Here is a 21,028-nt window from a genome sequence, read left to right as displayed (position 1 = left end):
GTAAACGCCCTGGTGCGCGACAACTTCCGGCGGCCGTCCGCCCGGCCGGTCAGGGGGACCGCGGGACCGCGGAAACCGCAGGCCGGGAGTGGTCGGCGGAAGCGGAGGGCGGGCCCGGCAGATTCTTCTCCAGCTCCGTGGTGGCGGGCGGCGGCACCTGGTCCTGGCGGCCGCCCGACGCGCCCCGGTAGACGGCCGTGAAGGCGAGGGCGACCATGCCGACGCCCATGATCAGGGCGAGTGCCCAGGCCACGGGCCGGCGCCAGCGGACCATACCGGTGTGCGGGCCGGTCCGGCCGTCCTGGTCGAGGCCCTCCTCGTACAGCCCGTCGGCCTCGTCGCGCAGGCGGCCGAAATCCGCCGCGCCGTCCAGCCCGTAGCCGTCGCCGTCCTCGTAGAAGTCGTCGTCGGGGCCCCGGCGGGTGCGGGCCCTGCGGGACTCGGCCTCCTGGGCCTCGGCGCGCGCCTGGGCCGCGGCGAGCAGCCGCTCGACCGCGGTGGGCTCATGGACCTCGGCGGCCTTCACGAAGTCCTCGTCGAAGACCACGGAGGCGAACTCTTCGTCCCAGCCCCCGCGGTCGTGGTCGTCGTCGGGCTCCCAGCCGTCCGGGAACGGCGCGCCCCCCACGTCCTCCGGCACGGGTCCAGAGTAGACCTGGGGGGTCATTTTGGGCAGACGGTATGGGAATTCAGCTCACAAGTCGCTGCTTAACGGGTGTGTCCGTCGCCGGTGACGATGTACTTGGTGCTGGTCAGCTCCGGGAGGCCCATGGGGCCGCGGGCGTGCAGCTTCTGCGTGGAGATGCCGATCTCGGCGCCGAAGCCGAACTGGCCGCCGTCGGTGAACCGGGTCGAGGCGTTGACCGCGACGGTCGTGGAGTCCACCAGCTGGGTGAAGCGGCGGGCGGCCTGCTGCGAGGTGGTGACGATGGCCTCGGTGTGCCCGGAGGACCACAGGCGGATGTGCTCGACGGCGCTGTCGAGGCTGTCGACGACGGCGGCCGCGATGTCGTAGGAGAGGTACTCGGTCTCCCAGTCGTCGTGGGTCGCCTCGACGACGGTGGCCTTGGAGCCGTCCGCGTAGCCGAGGATCCGGGGGTCGGCGTGGACGGTGACGCCCGCGTCGGCGAGCGCGTCCAGGGCGCGCGGCACGAACGCGTCGGCGATGTCCTGGTGGACCAGGAGGGTCTCGGCGGCGTTGCAGACGGAGGGGCGCTGCGCCTTGGAGTTGACGAGGATGTCGACGGCCATGTCGAGGTCGGTGTCGGCGTCGACGTACACGTGGCAGTTGCCGGTGCCGGTCTCGATCACGGGGACGATCGAGTTCTCCACGACGTTCTTGATGAGCGAGGCGCCGCCGCGCGGGATGAGGACGTCGACGAGGCCGCGGGCCCGCATGAGTTCGGTGACCGAGTCGCGGTTCTCGCCGGGCACGAGCTGGACCGCGTCGGCGGGCAGCCCGCTGCCGCCGACGGCGTCGCGCACCACGCGCACCAGGGCGGTGTTCGAGGCGTACGCGGAGGAGCTGCCGCGCAGCAGTACCGCGTTGCCCGACTTGAGGCAGAGGGCGGCGGCGTCGACCGTCACGTTCGGGCGGGCCTCGTAGATGATGCCGACGACGCCGAGCGGGACGCGGACCTGGCGCAGGTCGATCCCGTTGGGCAGCGTGTTGCCGCGGACGACCTGGCCGACCGGGTCGGGCAGGGCGATGACGTCGCGGACGTCGGAGGCGATGGCGCGGACCCGCTCGGGGGTCAGGGTCAGCCGGTCGACGATGGACTCGCTGGTGCCGGCCTGGCGGGCGCGGGCGATGTCCTCGGCGTTGGCCTCGACGATCTCCGCGGTGCGCACCTCCAGGGCGTCGGCGATCGCCGCCAGCGCGTCGTCCTTCTGGGCGCGCGGCAGCGGGGCGAGGTCGTTGGCGGCGGCGCGGGCGCGGTAGGCGGCCCGGGTGACCGGGGTCATCGCGTCGTACGGGTTGAGGGAAGGCGACGTCATGCCCCGCAGCGTATCGGGGGTGCGCGGGGCGTCCAGCTCCTGTTCCGGGAGGTGAGACATGGCCGAAAAGGGGCCGGTGGGCGCCGGGGGCCGTTTGGGACGGGCGCGGGGCCGCCGACCTGGGGCGCGGTCCGGCCGGCCTCAGAAGGGGTGCACGCCGACCGGGGTCGCGGGGAGCGGACCGTACCCCTCCGCGATGCGCTGGTGGTAGGTCTGCCGGTCGATGACCTCCAGGCCGACGATCTCCCAGGGCGGCAGCCGGGAGGTCTGGCGGTGCTCGCCCCACAGGCGCAGGGCGACGGCGGCCGCGTCGTGCAGGTCGCGGGCCTCTTCCCAGTAGCGGATCTCGGCGTGGTCGACCGCGTAGCGGCTGGTCAGCAGGAAGGGGTGGTCGTGAGCGAGCTGTTCGAGGCCGCGGCGGACCTCGGCGAGGGGGGCCTCGGCGCCGGAGACGCTGAGCGTGATGTGCCACAGCCGGGGGCCTTCTTCGGCCATCTCCCCGCCGCCGTCGGGACCGGGGTCGCCCGCGGTCTCCTGCGCGTACGCGTCCCCGGCGGCCACGCTGGTCAGTGCCCGCTCCGCCGGCCCTCGGGGCGCAGCCCCCGGGCGCGCTCGTCTCACGACGGCCTCCTTTGCGCAATGGTCGTGCGGAACTGTCTGGCATGGACGGGTCGGACTACCGCGAGAACTACCTGCATCAAGAGTTGAGCAGGACACGAGACGTCATGGGGTGGTTTTCGGGAAGGTCCCCCGCTGGTGGCAGGCTTTCGGCCGTTTCCACAACTGTTTCGAAGGCGGACGGACCCGGATCAGGCGCGGAGGAGGACCAGATCGTCCCGGTGCACGACTTCTCGTTCGTAGGCGGGGCCGAGGTCGCGGGCGAGCTCGCGGGTGGACCGGCCGATCAGCCGGGGGATCTCCTTCGCGTCGAAGTTGACCAGGCCCCGGGCGACGGCCCGGCCGCTGACGTCGCGCAGCTCGACCGGGTCGCCCGCGCTGAACTCGCCCTCCACGGCGGCGATCCCGGCGGGCAGCAGCGAGGTGCGCCGCTCGACCACGGCCCGTACCGCGCCGTCGTCGAGGGTGAGGGAGCCCTGCGGGGTGGACGCGTGCTGGAGCCAGAGCAGCCGGTCGGCGCTGCGCCGTCCGGTGCGGTGGAAGTAGGTGCCGGTGTCGCGGGCGGCGAGGGCGTCGGCGGCGTGGCTGGCGCTGGTGAGGACGACGGGGATGCCGGCCGCCGCGGCGATCGACGCGGCCTCGACCTTGGTGACCATGCCGCCGGTGCCGACCCCCGCCTTGCCGGCGCTGCCGATCCTGACGTGGGCGATGTCGGCGGGGCCGCGGACCTCGGCGATGCGGGAGGTGCCGGGCTCGGCGGGGTTCCCGTCGTAGAGGCCGTCGACGTCGGAGAGGAGCACGAGCAGGTCGGCGTGGACGAGGTGGGCCACGAGCGCGGCGAGCCGGTCGTTGTCGCCGAAGCGGATCTCGTCCGTGGCGATCGTGTCGTTCTCGTTGACGACCGGGAAGGCGCCCATGGTCAGCAGCTGGTCGAGGGTGCGCGAGGCGTTGCGGTGGTGGGCGCGGCGCGCCATGTCGTCGCTGGTCAGCAGGATCTGGCCGACGCGGACGCCGTAGCGGGCGAAGGAGGCGGTGTAGCGGGCCACCAGCAGCCCCTGGCCGACGCTGGCGGCGGCCTGCTGGCGGGCGAGGTCCTTGGGGCGGCGGGTCAGGCCGAGCGGGGCGAGTCCGGCGGCGATGGCGCCGGAGGAGACGAGGACGATCTCCTTGTCGCCGCCGCGGTGCTTCGCCAGGACGTCCACGAGGGCGTCGACGCGGTCCGCGTCCAGGCCCCCCGCGGCCGTGGTGAGCGATGACGATCCGACCTTGACCACGATCCGGCGCGCTTCCGCCACGCCCTGCCGTGCCGCTCCTGTTGCCCCTGACATGCTCCGCAATCTACGGGACGCGCCGGTGGGCGGGCCCGGGAGTTCCGAGGAGCGGACAGCACGGGTGGCGCGGGGCCCGGACGGGATCTTGGTCCCTGGGGTTCCATGCCCTTTGCCCCTTTATCGGGTGATTGCTGTCACGGAGGATTGCTTGGGGACGTGCGGAAGTCATACGGTCAGTGGTCAGCCTTTCCCCGAGGTGGACCGACCCCCCACGGTGCACCCCCCTCCCCCCTATTCCTGCCAGGAGCCCAGCCCGTGCCCTCCGCCGGACTTGCCCCCCGCCGCGTCGTGCAGCTCTCAGCGCTGCTCGCGATGTTCGCGCTCTATGCGGCCCAGCTCGTCAGCGCCTCCCTCCCGTACGTCCCGCTGTTCGTCGCGTCGAGCGCGGCCGGCATCGCCCTCGACGCCTGCCTGCAGTACAAGCAGCCGGGACTGCTGACCCTTCTGGCCAAGGTGCGTTTCGACGTCACCGTGCGACAGCTGCTGCGCGACATGCTGATCTTCGTCGGCCTGCTGCGCATCGACGGCATCGAGCCGCTGGGCGAGCAGGCCCCGCTGCTCTTCGCCCTCCTGGCCGTCTACGTGCTGCACTTCGGCTGCCAGGCCGCCGCCGTCCTGGTGCGCCGCACCCGTACGCTGCCGATCCTCACCCGGAACATCGACGCCTCCCCCCTGCGTCTGTCCGCGGCCCCCCCGCGCATCCTGGCCCGCCGCTCCAGCCACCGCCTGCTGACCTTCTCGCTCCCGGCCACCGCGGGCCTGGTGCTGACCGCCGCCACCACCGACGCCTACTGGGGCGCCATCGGCATCGGCGTCTCCCTCGCCCTGTTCGGCGGCGGCATGGTCTACCTGGCGACCTGGCTGCTGCCCAAGAAGCGGGCGGTGAGCGAGGCGAAGGTGATGGCCTGGCTCGACCAGTGGCTGGCGCGGTACAAGCCGACCGTCGCCATGTACTTCTCGGGCGGCACGACCTCCGCGTACCAGGCGAACATGTGGCTCTCCACCCTCGCCGAGGCCGACGGCAAGCCGCTCATCGTGCTCCGTGAGCGCTTCATGGTGAACAAGATCGACGCCACCGACGTCCCGATCATCTGCTTCCCGAAGGTCGCCTCGATGTTCTCCCTGGAGAACTCGACGCTGAAGATGATGCTCCACCCGGCGAACGCGGCGAAGACCTCGCAGGTGCTGCGCATCCCGACGCTCAAGCACGCCTTCATCAACCACGGCGAGTCCGACAAGCTCTCCTCCTGCAACCCGTACGCGAAGGCCTACGACGAGGTGTGGGTGGCCGGTCCCGCGGCCCGCGACCGCTACCAGCTGGCCGACGTCGGCGTCGAGGACAAGGACGTCGTCGAGGTGGGCCGCCCGCAGCTCTCCCCCATCCAGGTCGCGTCCGGCCCGGCCACGGGCGCCTTCACCACCGTCCTGTACGCCCCCACGTGGGAGGGCTGGGACGGCAACCCCGGCAACACCTCGGTGGTCCTGGCCGGCGAGAACATCGTGCGGCACCTGCTCGCCGACGACCGGGTGCGGCTGATCTACAAGCCGCACCCGATGACCGGTTCGCAGGTGCCCGCCGCGGGCGCCGCCAACGAGCGCATCATGGCGATGATCCGCGAGGCGAACGCGCGCCGCTCCGGCGAGCGCCCGGGCCCCGGGGCCGCCGCCGAGCTGGCCCGCAGCGCCGAGGCCCTGGACCGGCTGACCTCCACGGCGTTTCGCACCAGCGCCGACGAGATGGAGAAGATGCTGCTCCAGGGGCGGCCCGAGGCCGGCAGGCAGGCCGCGGTGGCCGCGGCGACGGCGGCCTGGGAACAGGCCTACTGGGCGTCGTTCCCGCAGTGGGAGCACCTGATCGTCACCGAGGCACGGCCCGCGATCTTCGCCTGCTTCAACCAGGCCGACGTGCTCGTCTCCGACGTCTCCTCGGTCGTCTCCGACTGGCTGGCCAGCGAGAAGCCGTACGCCGTGGCCAACACCACGGGGCTCGCCGAGGCGGACTTCCGCACCGGCTTCCCCACGGTGGGCGCGGCGACCGTCCTGGAGCCCGACGCGGCGGGCGTCCCCGGCCTTCTCGCGGCCGTACGCGGCGAGAGCGAGGACGTGTACGCCGAGGCGCGCCTGGAGCTCAAGGAGCACCTCCTGGGCCCCTCCGACCCGCCGTCCATCGACCGCTTCAACGGGGCGGTGCGCGCCCTGTGCGCCCGCGCCGACGAGCGCCGGGTGCGGATGGCCGCCCGGGGCGACGCGGAGATCCCCACGCAGCGTGAGGACTCCGTGGCGGAGCAGGTGGCCCAGGCGCAGGCCGCGGAGGCGGCCCCGGAGTCGGAGGACGCCGTCACCGCGTAGTTCCCGCGGCGCGTGAGCGCGCGGAAGGGGCCCGGGAGGAGATCCTCCCGGGCCCCTTTCGCTTGCCCTGGACGGGTAGCGCGCGGGCCCGGACCAGCGTGGTCCGGGCCCGCCCCCTGCCGGCTAGAAGGGCTTGAAGTCGTCGTACTCGCGCTCCGCCTCGTCCCGCTCGGCCTGCCGGTCGCGGCGGCGCTGGGCGGCCGGACGCGGCGCCTCCATGCGGTGGTCCTCGCCGCGGCGGCCGAGCATCTCGGCGCCCGCCATCATGGTGGGCTCCCAGTCGAAGACGACCGCGTTCTCCTCGGGGCCGATGGCGACGCCGTCGCCGTTGCGGGCGCCCGCCTTCATCAGCTGGTCCTCGACGCCGAGGCGGCTGAGCCGGTCGGCGAGGTAGCCGACGGCCTCGTCGTTGTTGAAGTCGGTCTGGCGCACCCAGCGCTCCGGCTTCTCGCCGCGCACCCGGTACAGCGGCTCGCCGTCGACGTCCTCGCGGACCACGGTGAAGCCGGAGTCGTCCACGGCCTTCGGGCGGATGACGATGCGGGTCGCCTCCTCCTTCGGCTTCGCGGCGCGGGCGGCGCCCACCAGCTCGGCCAGGGCGAAGGACAGCTCCTTGAGCCCCTTGTGGGCGACGGCCGACACCTCGAAGACGCGGTAGCCGCGCTCCTCCAGGTCGGGCCGGACCATCTCGGCGAGGTCCTGGCCGTCGGGCACGTCGATCTTGTTCAGGACGACGAGGCGGGGCCGGTTCTCCAGGCCCGCGCCGTACTCGCGCAGCTCGGCCTCGATGGTGTCGAGGTCGGAGACCGGGTCGCGGTCGGACTCCAGGGTCGCCGTGTCGAGCACGTGCACCAGGACCGAGCAGCGCTCGACGTGGCGCAGGAACTCCAGGCCGAGGCCCTTGCCCTGGCTGGCGCCCGGGATCAGACCGGGCACGTCGGCGATCGTGTAGACCGTCGCGCCGGCCGTGACGACGCCGAGGTTGGGGACCAGCGTCGTGAAGGGGTAGTCGGCGATCTTCGGCTTGGCGGCCGAGAGCACCGAGATGAGCGAGGACTTTCCGGCGCTCGGGTAGCCCACCAGAGCGACGTCCGCGACGGTCTTCAGCTCCAGGACGACGTCGCGCAGGTCGCCGGGGACGCCGAGCAGCGCGAAGCCGGGGGCCTTGCGGCGGGCCGAGGCGAGCGCCGCGTTGCCGAGGCCGCCGCGGCCGCCCTGGGCGGCGACGAAGGTGGTGCCCTGGCCGACGAGGTCCGCGAGCACGTTGCCCTGCTTGTCGAGGACGACCGTGCCGTCGGGGACGGGCAGGACCAGGTCCTCACCGTCCTTGCCGGAGCGGTTGCCGCCCTCGCCGGGCTTGCCCGCGGTGGCCTTGCGGTGCGGGGAGTGGTGGTAGTCGAGGAGCGTGGTCACCGACTGGTCGACGACCAGGATGACATCGCCGCCACGGCCGCCGTTGCCGCCGTCCGGGCCGCCGAGCGGCTTGAACTTCTCACGGTGGACGGAGGCACAGCCGTGGCCCCCGCTACCCGCGGCGACATGCAGTTCGACGCGGTCCACGAAGGTGGTCATTGGTCAGTGCCTCCAGAAACGAACGAGAATTACCACCGCGTGCGGTGCAGGTGTGCTGTATCCATTACCAACACGCGAAAGGCGGACCCGCTTCCCCAGGGGGAAGTGAGGTCCGCCTCGCGAAAAAAGAACTGGTCAGAACCGCTTTCAGGCGGCGACCGGAACGATGTTCACGACCTTGCGGCCACGGTGGGTACCGAACTCCACCGCACCGGCGTCGAGCGCGAACAGCGTGTCGTCCTTGCCACGACCCACACCGTTGCCCGGGTGGAAGTGGGTGCCGCGCTGGCGGACCAGGATCTCACCGGCGTTGACGGTCTGGCCGCCGAAGCGCTTCACGCCGAGCCGCTGAGCATTGGAGTCGCGCCCGTTCCGAGTGGACGATGCGCCCTTCTTGTGTGCCATGTCTCAGTCCCTACCCTTACTTCGCAGCCGCGGGGATCTCAGTGACCTTGATCGCCGTGTACTGCTGGCGGTGGCCCTGACGACGGCGGTAACCGGTCTTGTTCTTGTAGCGAAGGATGTCGATCTTCGCGCCCTTGTGGTGGTCCACGACCTCGGCCTGGACCTTGATCCCGGCCAGCACCCACGGGTCGCTGGTCACGGCGTCGCCGTCGACAACGAGCAGCGTAGAGAGCTCTACGGTGTCGCCAACCTTGGCGGTGGGAAGCTTGTCAACCTCAACGATGTCGTCGACAGCAACCTTGTGCTGGCGACCACCGCTGCGCACGATGGCGTACACGCGGATCTCTCTTTCGCTCGGAACGGGACCCCCGCAGTCCAGCCGCACGGGGCGGCCTCTCCCGGCGGCCCTGACGGGCCTGCCCGGAGGAAGAAGGTTTACGGGAGTGCGGCGTATCGATGGACACGCCGACGGTCAAGGTTACGGGTCCGCCCTGAGCAGGGTCAAACCGGCCCCCGCCCGGACGGTTCACGCCGTCTTGACCTCGCCGTCCTGCGGCAGGACCTTGACGCCCTTGCACAGGTTCGTGTTGTCGTTCGCCCCCGGGTACGCGACGTTCCACACCTTGGTGAAGTGGGTGCGGTAGGTGTCGTGCACCGAGTCGTCGTCGATCTTGACGTACGCCTCGTCGTTCTCGCGCAGCGCCGGCCCCGAGGCGTTCTGCGAGCCGGTGAACGTGATCTTGTTGCGGGCGCCGTCGTACCAGCCGTCGATCGCCACGTACTTGGTGTGCACGATGAACGGGGTCGCGAGCTTGCTGCCCGGGTGCAGCGGGTCCCGGTCGTCGTTGTAGCAGCGCGCGGGCGGGGCGCCGGCGGCGTTCATCGCCTTCCACGTGCCGGCGTCGGCCGAGGCGTACTCGATGCTGACCGTGCAGCCGGCCTTCTTCAGCGAGACCAGCTTGTCGGCGATGGCCTGCCGGGTGATCTGGAAGATCGCGGCGCGCACGACCGTGCTGCGCTTCACACCGGTGGCGTCCTTGTAGGTGCACGAGACGTTGTTCAGCACCGAGTACAGGGTGTCCGTGGAGTTGGTCGTGCCGGCCCGCGGGAAGAAGTACGCCTTGTAGTGGCCGTTGCTGACCGTGCGGTAGTCCCAGTCCTTCCACAGCTTGGCGGTCAGGTCGTCGAAGTAGTCCGCGTACGCCCCGTACAGGACCCGGTTGTTCGGCAGCTGGAGGGCGTCGTTGAAGAACTTCGTGCTGGCGGAGGGCGTCGAGTTCGAGGTCGTCTGCACGACGACGTTCGTGGCGCCCTGCACGGCGGAGAAGAGCCAGAACTTGTTGTGCATGATCGACTTGCCGAACCTGGGGTCGCCCAGGCAGGACTTGTCGGTGGGGCACAGCGTCACGAACGACGGGCTCGCGGTGCTGGTGCCCAGGGCCGCCTTCAGCCGCCCGTACACCGGGTTGTCGGGCCGGTCCTTCACGCTGGAGGAGTCGAGGACGATCTGCACGTGCACGCCGCGGTTCTTGGCGGCCACGAGTGCGTCCGAGACCGTGGTCTCCCACACGTGGTAGACGGCGACCTTGATGGTCGAGCCGGGCAGCGCCGCGTTCGTCAGCTCGACCAGGCGGGTGCGTATCGCGTACTGCTGCGCGGTGGTGCCCAGCGGGTCGTTGAAGAGGGGGCCCTCGGTCCAGACCGGCGCGTCCGCCGCGGTCGCGGAGCCCGCGCAGAGCCCCGCCTGCAGCCCGGCCGCCGACACCACGGTGGCCAGCGCCACCGCCCGGCGGCCCCCCGTGACGGCTCGCTCCGCGCGGTGCCGGCCGGTGCCCTTGAGGCGCACACGCACCATCGCAACCCCTCCCCCGGCGCAGCCGCGTGTCTCCCCGACCCACAGCCGCGCCGTCCCTTGTGCGACCCCGTGAGGTCTCGGTACGACCTCACGAGTTTCCCAGGTGGCGGGGCGCGCTCCAAGGGACGGGCGCGGATCGAGCGCGCATCGAGACCTGCGGGCCTGCGGGCGCGCCGCGGGACGACGACGCCCCCGCACAGCGTGCTGCTGTGCGGGGGCGTCGCCCGGCCCGGTCTCCCGGGCGGGGTGCCTCAGGCCTCGTCGGCCGCGGCGGAGACGGACGAGGGAGCCTGCTGCTCCGCCGCCGACGTCTTCTTCGCGGCCGTCTTCTTGGCGGGGGCCTTCGCCGCCTTCTTGGCCGTCGTCTTCTTCGCGGCCGTCTTCTTGGCAGCGGTCTTCTTGGTGGCGGCCTTCTTCGCCGTCGCCTTCTTGGCCGTCTTACGGGCGGCCTTCTTGGCGGCGGGCGCCTCTTCGGTGGCCGCCTCCACGGTGGCCGCCGTCTCGGTGGCCGCCGTCTCGGTGGCCGCCTTGTCGCCGTCCGCCGCGGTCCCGGCCGGCTGGTCCTCCACCGTCGCCGACGGGACGACCAGGACGGCCGCCTCCTCGGAGGTGGTGGTGGGGGCCGTCGCCTTGCGCACGGCACGGCGGCGCGGACGGGCCGGAGCGGCAGGCTCGGACCCGGCCGGCTCCGCCTGCTGCTGCGGGGCCTCGGCCACCGGCTCGGCCGCCTTGACCGGCTCGGCCACCGTCACCTCCGCGGCCTCCTCGGAGGACGCCTTGGGGGAACCGGCGGGCGCGCTGGCCTTACGGGTGGCGCGGCGACGCGCACGCGGCGCCGGAGCCTCCTCCTGCACGGGCACGGGCTCCTGGGGGGCCGGCGCCTCGACGACCGGCTCCGGCTCGGGCTCCGGCGCCGGAGCGGGCGCCGGGGTCTGTGCCACCACCGGCTCCTTCGGCGCACCCGTGGGGGCCGACGCGCGGCGCGTGGCGCGGCGGCGCGAACGCCCGCCGCGGCTCGCCGCGGCCTCCGCCTCGGCGGCGCTGGAGTACAGCTCCTCGTCCGCCGCGAAGTCGGGCTCGGGCAGCGCCTCGGGGGCCGCGGCCTCCGCGGCGACCTCGGCCTCGGACTCGGTCTGCTCGGGGCCGGTGTGCGCCTCGTGCTCGTGGTGGTCCGCGCCGTTGCCGCCGCGGCGCTTCTTGCGCTTGCCGCCGCCACCGCTCGCCGCGGGCTGCTCCATGTGGACGATGACACCGCGGCCGTTGCAGTGCACGCAGGTCTCGGAGAAGGACTCCAGCAGGCCCTGGCCGACCCGCTTGCGGGTCATCTGGACCAGGCCCAGCGAGGTCACCTCGGCGACCTGGTGCTTGGTGCGGTCCCGGCCCAGGCATTCGAGCATCCGCCGCAGGACCAGGTCCCGGTTGGACTCCAGGACCATGTCGATGAAGTCGACGACGACGATGCCGCCCAGGTCGCGCAGGCGCAGCTGGCGCACGATCTCCTCGGCTGCTTCGAGGTTGTTCCTCGTCACGGTCTCTTCGAGGTTGCCGCCCTGGCCGGTGAACTTGCCGGTGTTGACGTCGATGACGATCATCGCCTCGGTCTTGTCGATCACCAGGGAGCCGCCGGAGGGCAGCCACACCTTGCGGTCGAGCGCCTTGGCGAGCTGCTCGTCGATCCGGTACGTCGCGAAGACATCGACCTCGCTGGTCCACCGCGTGAGGCGGTCGGCCAGGTCGGGCGCCACGTGGTCGACGTAACCGTGGATGGTCTCCCACGCCTCGTCGCCGCTGACGATGACCTTGGAGAAGTCCTCGTTGAAGATGTCGCGCACGACGCGGACCGTCATGTCCGGCTCGCCGTAGAGCAGGCTCGGCGACGACGTCGAGATCTGCTTGGACTTCTTCTGGATGTCCTCCCACTGCGCCTGGAGCCGCTCGACGTCGCGGCGCAGCTCGTCCTCGCTCGCGCCCTCGGCGGCGGTGCGCACGATGACGCCCGCGTCCTCGGGGACGACCTTCTTGAGGATGGTCTTCAGCCGGGCCCGCTCGGTGTCGGGCAGCTTGCGGCTGATGCCGGTCATCGAGCCCTCGGGCACGTAGACCAGGTACCGGCCGGGCAGCGAGATCTGGCTGGTCAGGCGGGCGCCCTTGTGGCCGATGGGGTCCTTGGTGACCTGCACGAGCACGGACTGGCCGGACTTGAGGGCGGTCTCGATGCGGCGCGGGCCGTTGGCCATGCCGAGCGCCTCGAAGTTGACCTCACCGGCGTACAGCACCGCGTTGCGGCCCTTGCCGATGTCGATGAAGGCGGCCTCCATCGACGGCAGCACGTTCTGGACCTTGCCCAGGTAGACGTTGCCGACGTACGAGGTCGACTGCTCCTTGTTGACGTAGTGCTCGACGAGGATGTCGTCCTCGAGGACGCCGATCTGGGTGCGCTCGCCGTTCTGGCGGACGACCATCACGCGCTCGACGGCCTCGCGGCGCGCCAGGAACTCGGCCTCGGTGATGATCGGCACCCGGCGGCGGCCCTGCTCGCGGCCCTCGCGGCGGCGCTGCTTCTTGGCCTCCAGACGCGTGGAGCCCTTGATGGACTGCACCTCGTCCGAGGAGGTCGACGAGCGCTCGCGCTCGGCGAAGCTGTCCTTCTTGCGCGGCTCACGGACCTTGACGACCGTACGCTCCGGGTCGTCGGCCCCGTTCTGCTCGGCCTCGGGGGCCGCGTCACCGGCGCGACGGCGGCGGCGACGGCGACGGCGGCTGCTGCTCGAACCGGAGGCGCTGTCGTCGCGGTCGTCGCGGTCGTGGGCGGCTCCGCGGTCGTCCCTCTCGTCGGCGTCGTCCGCGTCGTCGTCGGTGCTCCCGGCGTGCTGAGCGTGCCCTGCGTGCTCGGTGTACGGCTCCTCGTCGTCCTCGTCGGACGCGTCGTCCTGGTCAGCGGCCTGCTCGGCGTCGGCCGACTCGCCACGGCGACGGCGGCGGCCACCGCGACGGCGGCGGCGGGCGGGACGGTCGCCGTTCTCGTCGTGGTCGTCGCCCTGCTCGGTCGCGTCGGAGGCGGCGGCGTCCTCGTGGTCCGCGGCCTCCTCGGCCTCGGCCTCCAGCGCGTCCGCCACCTCGGCGGGCGGCTGGGTGGCGGCGGGCTGCTCGTCACCCGCGCGCTTGCGGCGGCGCCGGCGCGGGGTCTGCTCCTCCTCGGCCACGGGCGCGGGCGCGGCGGCCGGCTCGGCCTCGGTGGGCTGCTCCTCGGCGGCCTCGGCCGCGGCAGCGGCGGCGGCGCGCTCCGGGGTCTGGAACATCGGCTCGGTGAAGACGGGCGCCTGGAACACGGCGACGGACGGCCGCTTCGGGCGGCCCCCGCCCTCCTCGGACCGGCTCGCCCGCCCGGCGGACCGCTGGGCCTTCGGCTCGGCGAAGCCGCCCGCGGCCTTACGGGTGGCGCGGCGGCGGCGCCGCGGCTCGGCGTCGGTGGCCTCGGGGGCGTCGGCCTGCTCCGGCTGTGCCTCGGCGGGCGCGGCGGGGGCCTCGGCGGCCGGGGCCTCGGCCGGCTGCGTCTCGGCCTGCGCGGCCTCGGGGGCGGCGACGGCGCGGGTGGCACGGCGGCGGTTGCGGCGCGGGGCGGCGTCCTCGGCCGGATCCTCGGCGGCGGGCTCCTGCACCGGGGCGGCCTGCGGCTCCTCGGCCGCGGGCACCTCGGCGGGGGCGGCCTCGGCGGCGGGCGCGGAGACCGTACGGGTGGCACGGCGGCGACGGCGCGGCGCGGGCTCCTCGGCGGCCTCCGGCTCGGCGGCCTGCTCCGGCGCGGCGACCGGCTCGGGCGTGGCGGCGGTCTCGGCGGACGCCTCGGCCTGCTCGGCGGTGGGCGCGGAGACGGCGCGGGTGGCGCGGCGACGGGCGCGGCGCGGGGCGGCGTCCTCGGCCGGCTGCTCGGCGGCGGGCGTCTGCTGCTCCTCGACGGGCGCGGCGGGCGCGGTCTCGGCGGCGGGCCGTGCGGCCTCGTCCTGCGCGGGGGCGCCCGTGGGGGCGGTGGCGCGACGGGTGGCGCGGCGGCGCGGGCGGGCGGCCGGGGCGGCGTCCTGCGCCGGGGCCTCGGCGGCGGGCGCGGAGGCGCTCGCGGCGGTGGTGTCCGTGGTCTCCGTGGGCTCCGCGGCGGCCGGGGCGGTCTCCGCGGCGGCCTGCCCGGCGGGCGGGCCCGCGGGACGCGACGCGGCCCGGCGCCGACGGCGCGGGGGCAGGGTGTCGCTCGGCGTGTCGCCCACGGCGGAAGCGGTGGGGTCGTTCGGTTCGGTCTGCTCGGGCATGCGGGTGTGTCTCCCGTCAGGCCCCCGGGCGCCGCGCCTCATCCGGATGACCGGTGACGCCTGCGGCTCGCGCGTCGTGCGCGGTGCCGCCGGTCCGGGGCGCGGGCGCCACACGGGGGCTCTCTGTCTGTTCTCGCCGGTTCCGGTACGCGAGGTACGTACGGCCTGGCGAAAGTCCTTGGGTGGGTGCGCTGCCCGACCCAGGTGGCTCCCGAGTACGAGGGCGGCGCTACGACGACCGCCTTACGCGGAACCTTCCACGGCAGACGCCGTCGCGGCGGCGGTACCCGCGGCCTCCGCAGGGAGGGCCGGGTCCGCCTCGCGGTCGGGCGCGAGCGGGTCGGTCACCGTGCCGGTCTCTTCATCGAAAGGCCCCTGCGCCAGCCTGGTCACCGCTGCGGGGACCGGCGGCGCCAGGTCAGCCACGGCGCGGAGACCGGACAGGACGTCGTCGGGTCGTACGGCAGGCGTCACGTGCCGAACAACCAGGCGCAGTATCGCACAGGCCGTGTCACCGGGCCTATCGGCCGGCGCATCGACGGCTTCCAGGGAGGCCACGGCGGCGCGGGCGTCGAACGTACGGATGCCGTTCTTCGTCCGGCGCTGGACCTCGACGCTCTCCGCGACGCGGAACGCCTCGGCGGCCCGCGCGGCCTCGTCGACGCTCACGCCGTCCAGCCGCAGCTCCCACACGGAGGCGGCGAGCCGGTCGGCCAGGCCCGAGGTACGGGCCTCGACGGCGTCGACGATGTCGAGGCCGATCGGCATCGACTCGTCGAGCAGGTCCCTGAGGGTGCCGGGGTCGCGCGGTGCGGTGAGCGCGATCTCCAGGTATTCGGCCTCACTGCCCGTGCCGGTGGGTGCGGCATTGGCGTACGACACCTTCGGGTGCGGCGTGAAGCCCGCCGAGTACGCCATGGGCACCTCGGCGCGGCGCAGCGCGCGCTCGAAGGCGCGCTGGAAGTCTCGGTGGCTGGTGAACCGGAGGCGGCCGCGCTTGGTGTAGCGCAGTCGGATGCGCTGCACCGCGGGTGCGGGCGGCGGGCCTACGGGCTGTCGCTTGCCCAGTGTCCTAGTCCTTCGTGAGTACGGTCGTGCTGTCACCCAGACTACGTGTGTACGCGGCTTTCGGTTCCCGCCGGGCCCTGACCTGCGGTTCCGGCGGGCTCTCGGGCGGGCGCGGACGGCCGGTCAGGGCGCGGCGGAGGTCGGCGCGGGCCCGGCGGACACCGGCGCGGACCTCGCGGGCCACGCGGGCCGCGGGGCGCCACACCTGGTCGCGCACGACGTGCCCGAGCGGGGTCAGCAGGGTGCGGTACGCCCAGCGCACGGGGTCGAGGAGCAGCCATCGCAGGACGCGGCCGAGGAGGCGCCCGACGGCGAGCGAGACGTGTCCGGCGACGCGCCAGGCATGCCCCAGGGCGGTGCCGATCTCCCGGGCGAGGACGCCGAGGGCCCGGCCCACAGGGCCGAGGACATGACGCCCCAGGACCAGCAGGGGCACCACGACGATCCACCACACGAGCCTGCCGACACCTCGCGCCAGGGTGCGTCCCGTCCAGGCGAGGGCGTGGCCGAGCGGGGTGAGCAGGGCCCCGTACGCCCAGGTGCACGGGGTCACGACGAGCACCCGCGCGAGCCAGGCCAGCGCCACCCCCAGCGGCACCAGGCCGTACCGCCACAACGCCACCCACGGCCACACGAACACCGCCGCACCCACCCACCGCAACACCACCCCGACACCCCGCCCCACCCAGGCGATCACCCGGCCCAGCGGCGTCAGCACCCACGCGTACACCCAGCACACGGGCACCACGACCAGCACCCGCGCGAGCCAGGCCAGCGCCACCCCCAGCGGCACCAGGCCGTACCGCCACAACGCCACCCACGGCCACACGAACACCGCCGCACCCACCCACCGCAACACCACCCCGACACCCCGCCCCACCCAGGCAATCACCCGGCCCAGCGGCGCCAGCACCCACGCATAGAGCCAGCGCGCCGGCACCACGACCAGCACCCGTGCCAGGGGCACGAGGACGCGCGCGTGGAGGGCGCGGGCCGTGACGGTGAGCGCGTCCCACGCGAGCCGGACGGGCAGCACGAGGACGAACGCGACGACGCGCACCGGCAGCCGGATCGCGACGACGAGACAGCCCTCGGGCTCGGGGTGCTTCTCCAGGTCCATGCATGTCAGGACGGCAGGAACGGCACCGCGGATGCACTTTGCGGGCACTCCTCGCAGCGCATGGACGTTGAACCCCTCGGATAGGCACACTTTGCGCAGTAACCACCGACTGACCACCGACTACGAGGGGCACCCCGCATGATCACGCTGACGAAGGAAGACGGCCCGGCCGACCTGGACGGAGTGACGCACCTGTCCATCGGGGTCTCCTGGGACCCCACCTCCGGGAGCAGCGGCGGAGTGCTCGGGACGCTGCGCCGCAAGCAGGGCACCGACCTCGATCTGATCGCCATCGCCATGCAGGGCGCGGACCCGGTGCGCCTCGCCGGCCTCGACTCGCTGGACCCGCTGGCCAACGGCTCGCTGGTGCACTCCGGTGACAACCAGACGGGCAAGGGCGACGGGGACGACGAGACGGTCACCGTCGAGTTCGCGCGGATCCCGCAGAACATCACGGCGATCGTCTTCGTCGCGGCCGCGTTCAAGAAGGGCAGCTCGTTCCAGAAGGCGCGGAACGTGAGCATCAAGGTGTACGACGCGACGGGCGGCAGCAGCCAGCAGGTCGCGGACATCTGGCCCAGCATGCTCAGCGCGGACAACGGCTGCGCGGTGGCCAAGGCGGTCCGCGCGCCGGGCGGCAGCTGGAAGCTGGAGGTCATCAACACGACGGGCAAGATCAAGCAGGGTGACGAGATCGCCCTGATGCGGTTCGCCGTGAGCAAGTAACCGCCGCGCGTACCCCGCGGGGCACGCGGAAGGGGCGGCCGGTCGATGGACCGGCCGCCCCTTCATGATCGGTGCGCCTCAGTGGCTGTGCGGCGCGGCCCCCGCGGGCTTGTTGACCGTCAGCGGCAGCAGCTTCCTGCCGGTCGGGCCGACCTGGATGCTGGTGTCCATCGCCGGGCAGACGCCGCAGTCGAAGCAGGGCGTCCAGCGGCAGTCGTCGACCTCGGTCTCGTCGAGCGAGTCCTGCCAGTCCTCCCAGAGCCAGTCCTTGTCCAGACCGGAGTCCAGGTGGTCCCAGGGCAGGACCTCCTCGTAGGTGCGCTCACGCGTGGTGTACCAGTCGACGTCCACCCCGTAGGCGGGCAGCGTCTTGGCGGCGCACTCCATCCAGCGGTCGTAGCTGAAGTGCTCGCGCCAGCCGTCGAAGCGGCCGCCGTCCTCGTAGACGGCGCGGATGACGGAGCCGATGCGGCGGTCACCGCGGGAGAGCAGGCCCTCGACGATGCCGGGCTTGCCGTCGTGGTAGCGGAAGCCGATGGAGCGGCCGTACTTCTTGTCGCCGCGGATCTTGTCGCGCAGCTTCGTGAGGCGGGCGTCCGTCTCCTCGGCGGAGAGCTGCGGCGCCCACTGGAACGGGGTGTGCGGCTTGGGCACGAACCCGCCGATCGACACCGTGCAGCGGATGTCGTTGGCGCCGGAGACCTCGCGGCCCTTCTGGATCACGCTCGTCGCCATGTCGGCGATCTGCAGGACGTCGTCGTCCGTCTCGGTCGGCAGGCCGCACATGAAGTACAGCTTCACCTGACGCCAGCCGTTGCCGTACGCGGTCGCGACGGTGCGGATGAGGTCCTCTTCCGAGACCATCTTGTTGATGACCTTGCGCATGCGCTCACTGCCGCCCTCGGGGGCGAAGGTGAGGCCCGAGCGGCGGCCGTTGCGGGTCAGCTCGTTGGCGAGGTCGACGTTGAAGGCGTCCACCCGGGTCGACGGGAGGGACAGGCCGATCTTGTCCTCCTCGTACCGGTCGGCGAGGCCCTTGGCGATGTCGCCGATCTCGGTGTGGTCGGCGGAGGAGAGCGAGAGCAGGCCGACCTCCTCGAAGCCGGTCGCCTTGAGCCCCTTCTCGACCATCTCGCCGATGCCGGTGATGCTTCGCTCCCGCACGGGGCGCGTGATCATGCCGGCCTGGCAGAAACGGCAGCCGCGGGTGCAGCCGCGGAAGATCTCGACGGACATCCGCTCGTGCACCGTCTCGGCGAGCGGCACGAGCGGCTGCTTCGGGTAGGGCCACTCGTCGAGGTCCATGACGGTGTGCTTGGAGACCCGCCACGGCACGCCGGACCTGTTCGGCACGACGCGGCCGATCCGGCCGTCGGGCAGGTACTCCACGTCGTAGAAGGCGGGGATGTACACGTTGCCCGTCCTGGCGAGGCGGAACAGCACCTCCTCGCGCCCGCCGGGGCGGCCCTCGGCCTTCCAGGCGCGGATGATCTCGGTCATGTCGAGGACGGCCTGCTCGCCGTCGCCGATGACCGCGGCGTCGATGAAGTCCGCGATCGGCTCGGGGTTGAACGCGGCGTGGCCGCCCGCGAGGACGATCGGGTCGTCGAGCCCGCGGTCCTTGGACTGCAGCGGGATGCCCGCCAGGTCGAGCGCGGTCAGCATGTTCGTGTAGCCGAGCTCGGTGGAGAAGCTCAGGCCGAAGACGTCGAACGCCTTGACCGGGCGGTGCGAGTCGACCGTGAACTGCGGGACCTTGTGCTCGCGCATCAGCGCTTCGAGGTCCGGCCAGACGCTGTACGTGCGCTCGGCGAGGACGCCCTCGCGCTCGTTCAGCACCTCGTAGAGGATCATGACGCCCTGGTTGGGCAGACCGACTTCGTACGCGTCCGGGTACATCAGCGCCCAGCGGACGTCGGAGGTCTCCCACGGCTTCACCGTGGAGTTGAGCTCTCCGCCGACATACTGGATCGGCTTCTGCACATGCGGGAGCAGCGCTTCGAGCTGCGGAAACACAGACTCGACCACTTCGGGTGCCGCGGCGGCGGCTTCGGCAGGCATAACCGTGGACCTTTGTGAGCTGACAGGGTGACCCTCAAGGCTAACCCGCCGGGAGCCGCGGCTTCGCCGCCCGCTGCCACACCCCGGGCAGTTCGCGCTCGTCGCGCGCCCCGGCCGCCTGCTCCTGCCCGTACAGCAGGCCCCAGGCGAAGGCGGTCTCGCCCGCGGCGTGCGCCTGGACCGCCAGCTCCCGCAGCGCCTCCCGGGCGACGACGGAGTCCTGGTGGTCGCCGAGGAGCGACTGCACCTTCTTCACCCGCTTGGTGAACTTCTTCGCCTTCTTGCCCAGCGCCGGCACCGCCGTCTCCCCCGCGTATCGGGCGCGCTTGGCGGCCTTGCGGGCGTCGTGCAGGGCGTGGTCGCGCTCGGTGCCCGGCGCCATGGCGAGGGCCCGCTCGATGCGGGCCGCGAGCCGGGCGTGGTCCTTGCACGCCGTCTTCGCCAGTACCGCGGCGCCCGGCCGGTGGGCCCCGGGCCGCAGCGGCGGCTGCGCGATCAGCGCGTCCAGCGCCTCCAGGAGGGCCAGGTAGCGCCGGCTGTCGAGGACGGCGTCGACGTGCTGCCGCGCTCCGATGCGGCGGGCCACGGCCCAGATCTGGAGCCGGCCGCGGACGGGCCCGAGGAGGAGGGTGCGCGGCAGCGCGTCGATCCGCTCGGTCAGCCGCTCGGTCAGCACCTCGCGGTCCCGGTCGACGCCGAGCTCCCCCGCGAGCCACTTGAGCTCCTCGCCGAGCGGTCCGGTCACCGCGGGGTCGAGGACCTTCTTGTACGTCTTGAAGGCGCTGCGCAGCCGACGGGTGGCGACCCGCATCTTGTGCACGGCGTCCGGCAGGTCGCGGCGGACCGCCGGGTCGAGGGCGACCAGGGCGTCGCGCTGCTCCCGCAGCCGGGCCAGGACGTGGTCCCCGGCGGTGACGGGCTCCGCGGCGCCGGGCGCGGCCGGTACCCGGGCGCCGGTCTCGTCCAGGGCGCGGGCCAGTTTGGACGTGGCGGCGGCGCGCTCGATGCCGGCCTTGCGCAGCCGCTTGTCGACCTTGGCGAGGAAGGCCGGGTCGCCGTCGTCGGCCAGCTCCACCTCGATCTCGGTCCAGGCGGCGCGCTGTTCGCCGCCGACCCGCTCGGCCCGGACGGCGTCCACGCAGACCTCGGCGAGCAGGGCGCCGCCGGCGTCGGTCAGGTGCGACACGGCGCGGGACGAGCGCAGCCGGACGACGGGCACCAGCGGGGCGTCGCGGACCCGGGAGCGCACCAGGGCGGCCAGCGTCGGTGGCACCTCGTCGGAGAGCGGCTCGTGCACCTCGTCCCGGACGCCGTCGCCGACCGCGACGGGGAGCTTGAGGTGCCAGCCCGCGTCGTAGCCGCCGGTCCGCCGCCGCAGGGTGATGTGGTGGGCGGCGAGCCGCTGGTCCGCCGTGTCGTAGTAGACGGCGTCCAGTTCCACGACGCCTTGGCCGGCGACGTCCGACACTCCGGGGACCTTGTGCAGGTCGGGGAGGCCGAACGGCTCGGCAGGCGCGTCGTACTTCCGCTCGATCTCGCGCTTCGTCTCCGCCATACATCGAATCTAGACGTCACACCTGCGCGCCGGTAGAGGACCGCCCCGCCAGGGGCGCGGGGAACGGCG

Annotated in this window: 15 protein-coding genes; 2 read left to right on the top strand and 13 right to left on the bottom strand. The window is 73.0% G+C overall.

What is annotated here, in order from left to right; genetic code table 11:
* Window positions 1-49 precede the first annotated feature (49 nt).
* From ACIBW6_RS13710 to proB, 4 genes are all read right to left on the bottom strand, one after another.
* Complete coding sequence (locus ACIBW6_RS13710; protein WP_399059469.1) at window positions 50-667, bottom strand: hypothetical protein; 618 nt, start codon at window positions 665-667, stop codon at window positions 50-52.
* A gap of 41 nt (window positions 668-708) precedes the next feature.
* A complete protein-coding gene (locus tag ACIBW6_RS13705; protein ID WP_399059468.1) occupies window positions 709-1,998 on the bottom strand; it encodes a glutamate-5-semialdehyde dehydrogenase in 1,290 nt (429 codons plus the stop codon).
* Window positions 1,999-2,139: 141 nt separating this feature from the next.
* Complete coding sequence (locus tag ACIBW6_RS13700; RefSeq protein WP_399059467.1) at window positions 2,140-2,619, bottom strand: hypothetical protein; 480 nt, start codon at window positions 2,617-2,619, stop codon at window positions 2,140-2,142.
* A gap of 188 nt (window positions 2,620-2,807) precedes the next feature.
* Window positions 2,808-3,944 (bottom strand): glutamate 5-kinase, encoded by a 1,137-nt coding sequence (gene proB / locus ACIBW6_RS13695; protein WP_399059466.1) that lies wholly within the window; start codon window positions 3,942-3,944, stop codon window positions 2,808-2,810.
* A gap of 258 nt (window positions 3,945-4,202) precedes the next feature.
* On the opposite strand from proB, the gene ACIBW6_RS13690 reads away from it, so the two are divergent.
* Window positions 4,203-6,296: a hypothetical protein gene (locus ACIBW6_RS13690; protein WP_399059465.1), complete on the top strand. Its 2,094-nt coding sequence runs from the start codon at window positions 4,203-4,205 to the stop codon at window positions 6,294-6,296.
* Between the two features lie 123 nt (window positions 6,297-6,419).
* On the opposite strand, the gene obgE is transcribed toward ACIBW6_RS13690, so the two are convergent.
* The 7 genes from obgE to ACIBW6_RS13655 form a co-directional block, all read right to left on the bottom strand.
* On the bottom strand, window positions 6,420-7,868 hold the full coding sequence (gene obgE / locus ACIBW6_RS13685) for a GTPase ObgE (protein WP_399059464.1): 1,449 nt from the start codon (window positions 7,866-7,868) through the stop codon (window positions 6,420-6,422).
* Window positions 7,869-8,015: 147 nt separating this feature from the next.
* A complete protein-coding gene (rpmA, locus tag ACIBW6_RS13680; RefSeq protein WP_026245994.1) occupies window positions 8,016-8,273 on the bottom strand; it encodes a 50S ribosomal protein L27 in 258 nt (85 codons plus the stop codon).
* A gap of 16 nt (window positions 8,274-8,289) precedes the next feature.
* Window positions 8,290-8,610 carry a 50S ribosomal protein L21 gene (gene rplU / locus ACIBW6_RS13675; protein ID WP_324772180.1) on the bottom strand — a complete coding sequence of 107 codons (321 nt, stop codon included), beginning with the start codon at window positions 8,608-8,610 and terminating at the stop codon, window positions 8,290-8,292.
* A gap of 189 nt (window positions 8,611-8,799) precedes the next feature.
* Window positions 8,800-10,128: a phospholipase D-like domain-containing protein gene (locus ACIBW6_RS13670; RefSeq protein WP_399059463.1), complete on the bottom strand. Its 1,329-nt coding sequence runs from the start codon at window positions 10,126-10,128 to the stop codon at window positions 8,800-8,802.
* A 251-nt stretch (window positions 10,129-10,379) separates the two neighbouring features.
* The gene (locus tag ACIBW6_RS13665) at window positions 10,380-14,429 is read right to left on the bottom strand and encodes a ribonuclease E/G (protein ID WP_399059462.1); all 4,050 of its coding nucleotides are present in this window, start codon (window positions 14,427-14,429) and stop codon (window positions 10,380-10,382) included.
* 243 nt (window positions 14,430-14,672) lie between these two features.
* Window positions 14,673-15,455 carry a TIGR03936 family radical SAM-associated protein gene (locus ACIBW6_RS13660; protein ID WP_399059461.1) on the bottom strand — a complete coding sequence of 261 codons (783 nt, stop codon included), beginning with the start codon at window positions 15,453-15,455 and terminating at the stop codon, window positions 14,673-14,675.
* Between the two features lie 46 nt (window positions 15,456-15,501).
* Window positions 15,502-16,617 carry a hypothetical protein gene (locus ACIBW6_RS13655; protein ID WP_399059460.1) on the bottom strand — a complete coding sequence of 372 codons (1,116 nt, stop codon included), beginning with the start codon at window positions 16,615-16,617 and terminating at the stop codon, window positions 15,502-15,504.
* A 138-nt stretch (window positions 16,618-16,755) separates the two neighbouring features.
* Here ACIBW6_RS13655 and ACIBW6_RS13650 point away from each other — a divergent pair, with 138 nt between their 5' ends.
* Window positions 16,756-17,343: a TerD family protein gene (locus ACIBW6_RS13650; RefSeq protein ID WP_399059459.1), complete on the top strand. Its 588-nt coding sequence runs from the start codon at window positions 16,756-16,758 to the stop codon at window positions 17,341-17,343.
* Window positions 17,344-17,421: 78 nt separating this feature from the next.
* On the opposite strand, the gene ACIBW6_RS13645 is transcribed toward ACIBW6_RS13650, so the two are convergent.
* Window positions 17,422-19,404 (bottom strand): TIGR03960 family B12-binding radical SAM protein, encoded by a 1,983-nt coding sequence (locus tag ACIBW6_RS13645; protein WP_399059458.1) that lies wholly within the window; start codon window positions 19,402-19,404, stop codon window positions 17,422-17,424.
* A gap of 40 nt (window positions 19,405-19,444) precedes the next feature.
* Complete coding sequence (locus tag ACIBW6_RS13640; RefSeq protein ID WP_399059457.1) at window positions 19,445-20,959, bottom strand: CHAD domain-containing protein; 1,515 nt, start codon at window positions 20,957-20,959, stop codon at window positions 19,445-19,447.
* Window positions 20,960-21,028: the final 69 nt, after the last annotated feature.

Origin of the sequence: Streptomyces sp. NPDC049813 (genome assembly GCF_044465085.1) — a bacterium.
GTDB lineage: Bacteria > Actinomycetota > Actinomycetes > Streptomycetales > Streptomycetaceae > Streptomyces.
The sequence above is the reverse complement of the archived record's forward strand: the minus strand, read 5'-3'. Positions and strand labels throughout refer to the sequence as shown.

Coding starts and splice junctions, on each gene's coding strand:
- ACIBW6_RS13645 (WP_399059458.1), bottom strand. CDS start 19,404: ATGCCTGCCGAAGCCGCCGCCGCGGCACCCGAAGTGGTCGAGTCTGTG.
- ACIBW6_RS13640 (WP_399059457.1), bottom strand. CDS start 20,959: ATGGCGGAGACGAAGCGCGAGATCGAGCGGAAGTACGACGCGCCTGCC.
- obgE (WP_399059464.1), bottom strand. CDS start 7,868: ATGACCACCTTCGTGGACCGCGTCGAACTGCATGTCGCCGCGGGTAGC.
- ACIBW6_RS13705 (WP_399059468.1), bottom strand. CDS start 1,998: ATGACGTCGCCTTCCCTCAACCCGTACGACGCGATGACCCCGGTCACC.
- proB (WP_399059466.1), bottom strand. CDS start 3,944: ATGTCAGGGGCAACAGGAGCGGCACGGCAGGGCGTGGCGGAAGCGCGC.
- ACIBW6_RS13670 (WP_399059463.1), bottom strand. CDS start 10,128: ATGGTGCGTGTGCGCCTCAAGGGCACCGGCCGGCACCGCGCGGAGCGA.
- rpmA (WP_026245994.1), bottom strand. CDS start 8,273: ATGGCACACAAGAAGGGCGCATCGTCCACTCGGAACGGGCGCGACTCC.
- ACIBW6_RS13710 (WP_399059469.1), bottom strand. CDS start 667: ATGACCCCCCAGGTCTACTCTGGACCCGTGCCGGAGGACGTGGGGGGC.
- ACIBW6_RS13655 (WP_399059460.1), bottom strand. CDS start 16,617: ATGGACCTGGAGAAGCACCCCGAGCCCGAGGGCTGTCTCGTCGTCGCG.
- ACIBW6_RS13665 (WP_399059462.1), bottom strand. CDS start 14,429: ATGCCCGAGCAGACCGAACCGAACGACCCCACCGCTTCCGCCGTGGGC.
- ACIBW6_RS13650 (WP_399059459.1), top strand. CDS start 16,756: ATGATCACGCTGACGAAGGAAGACGGCCCGGCCGACCTGGACGGAGTG.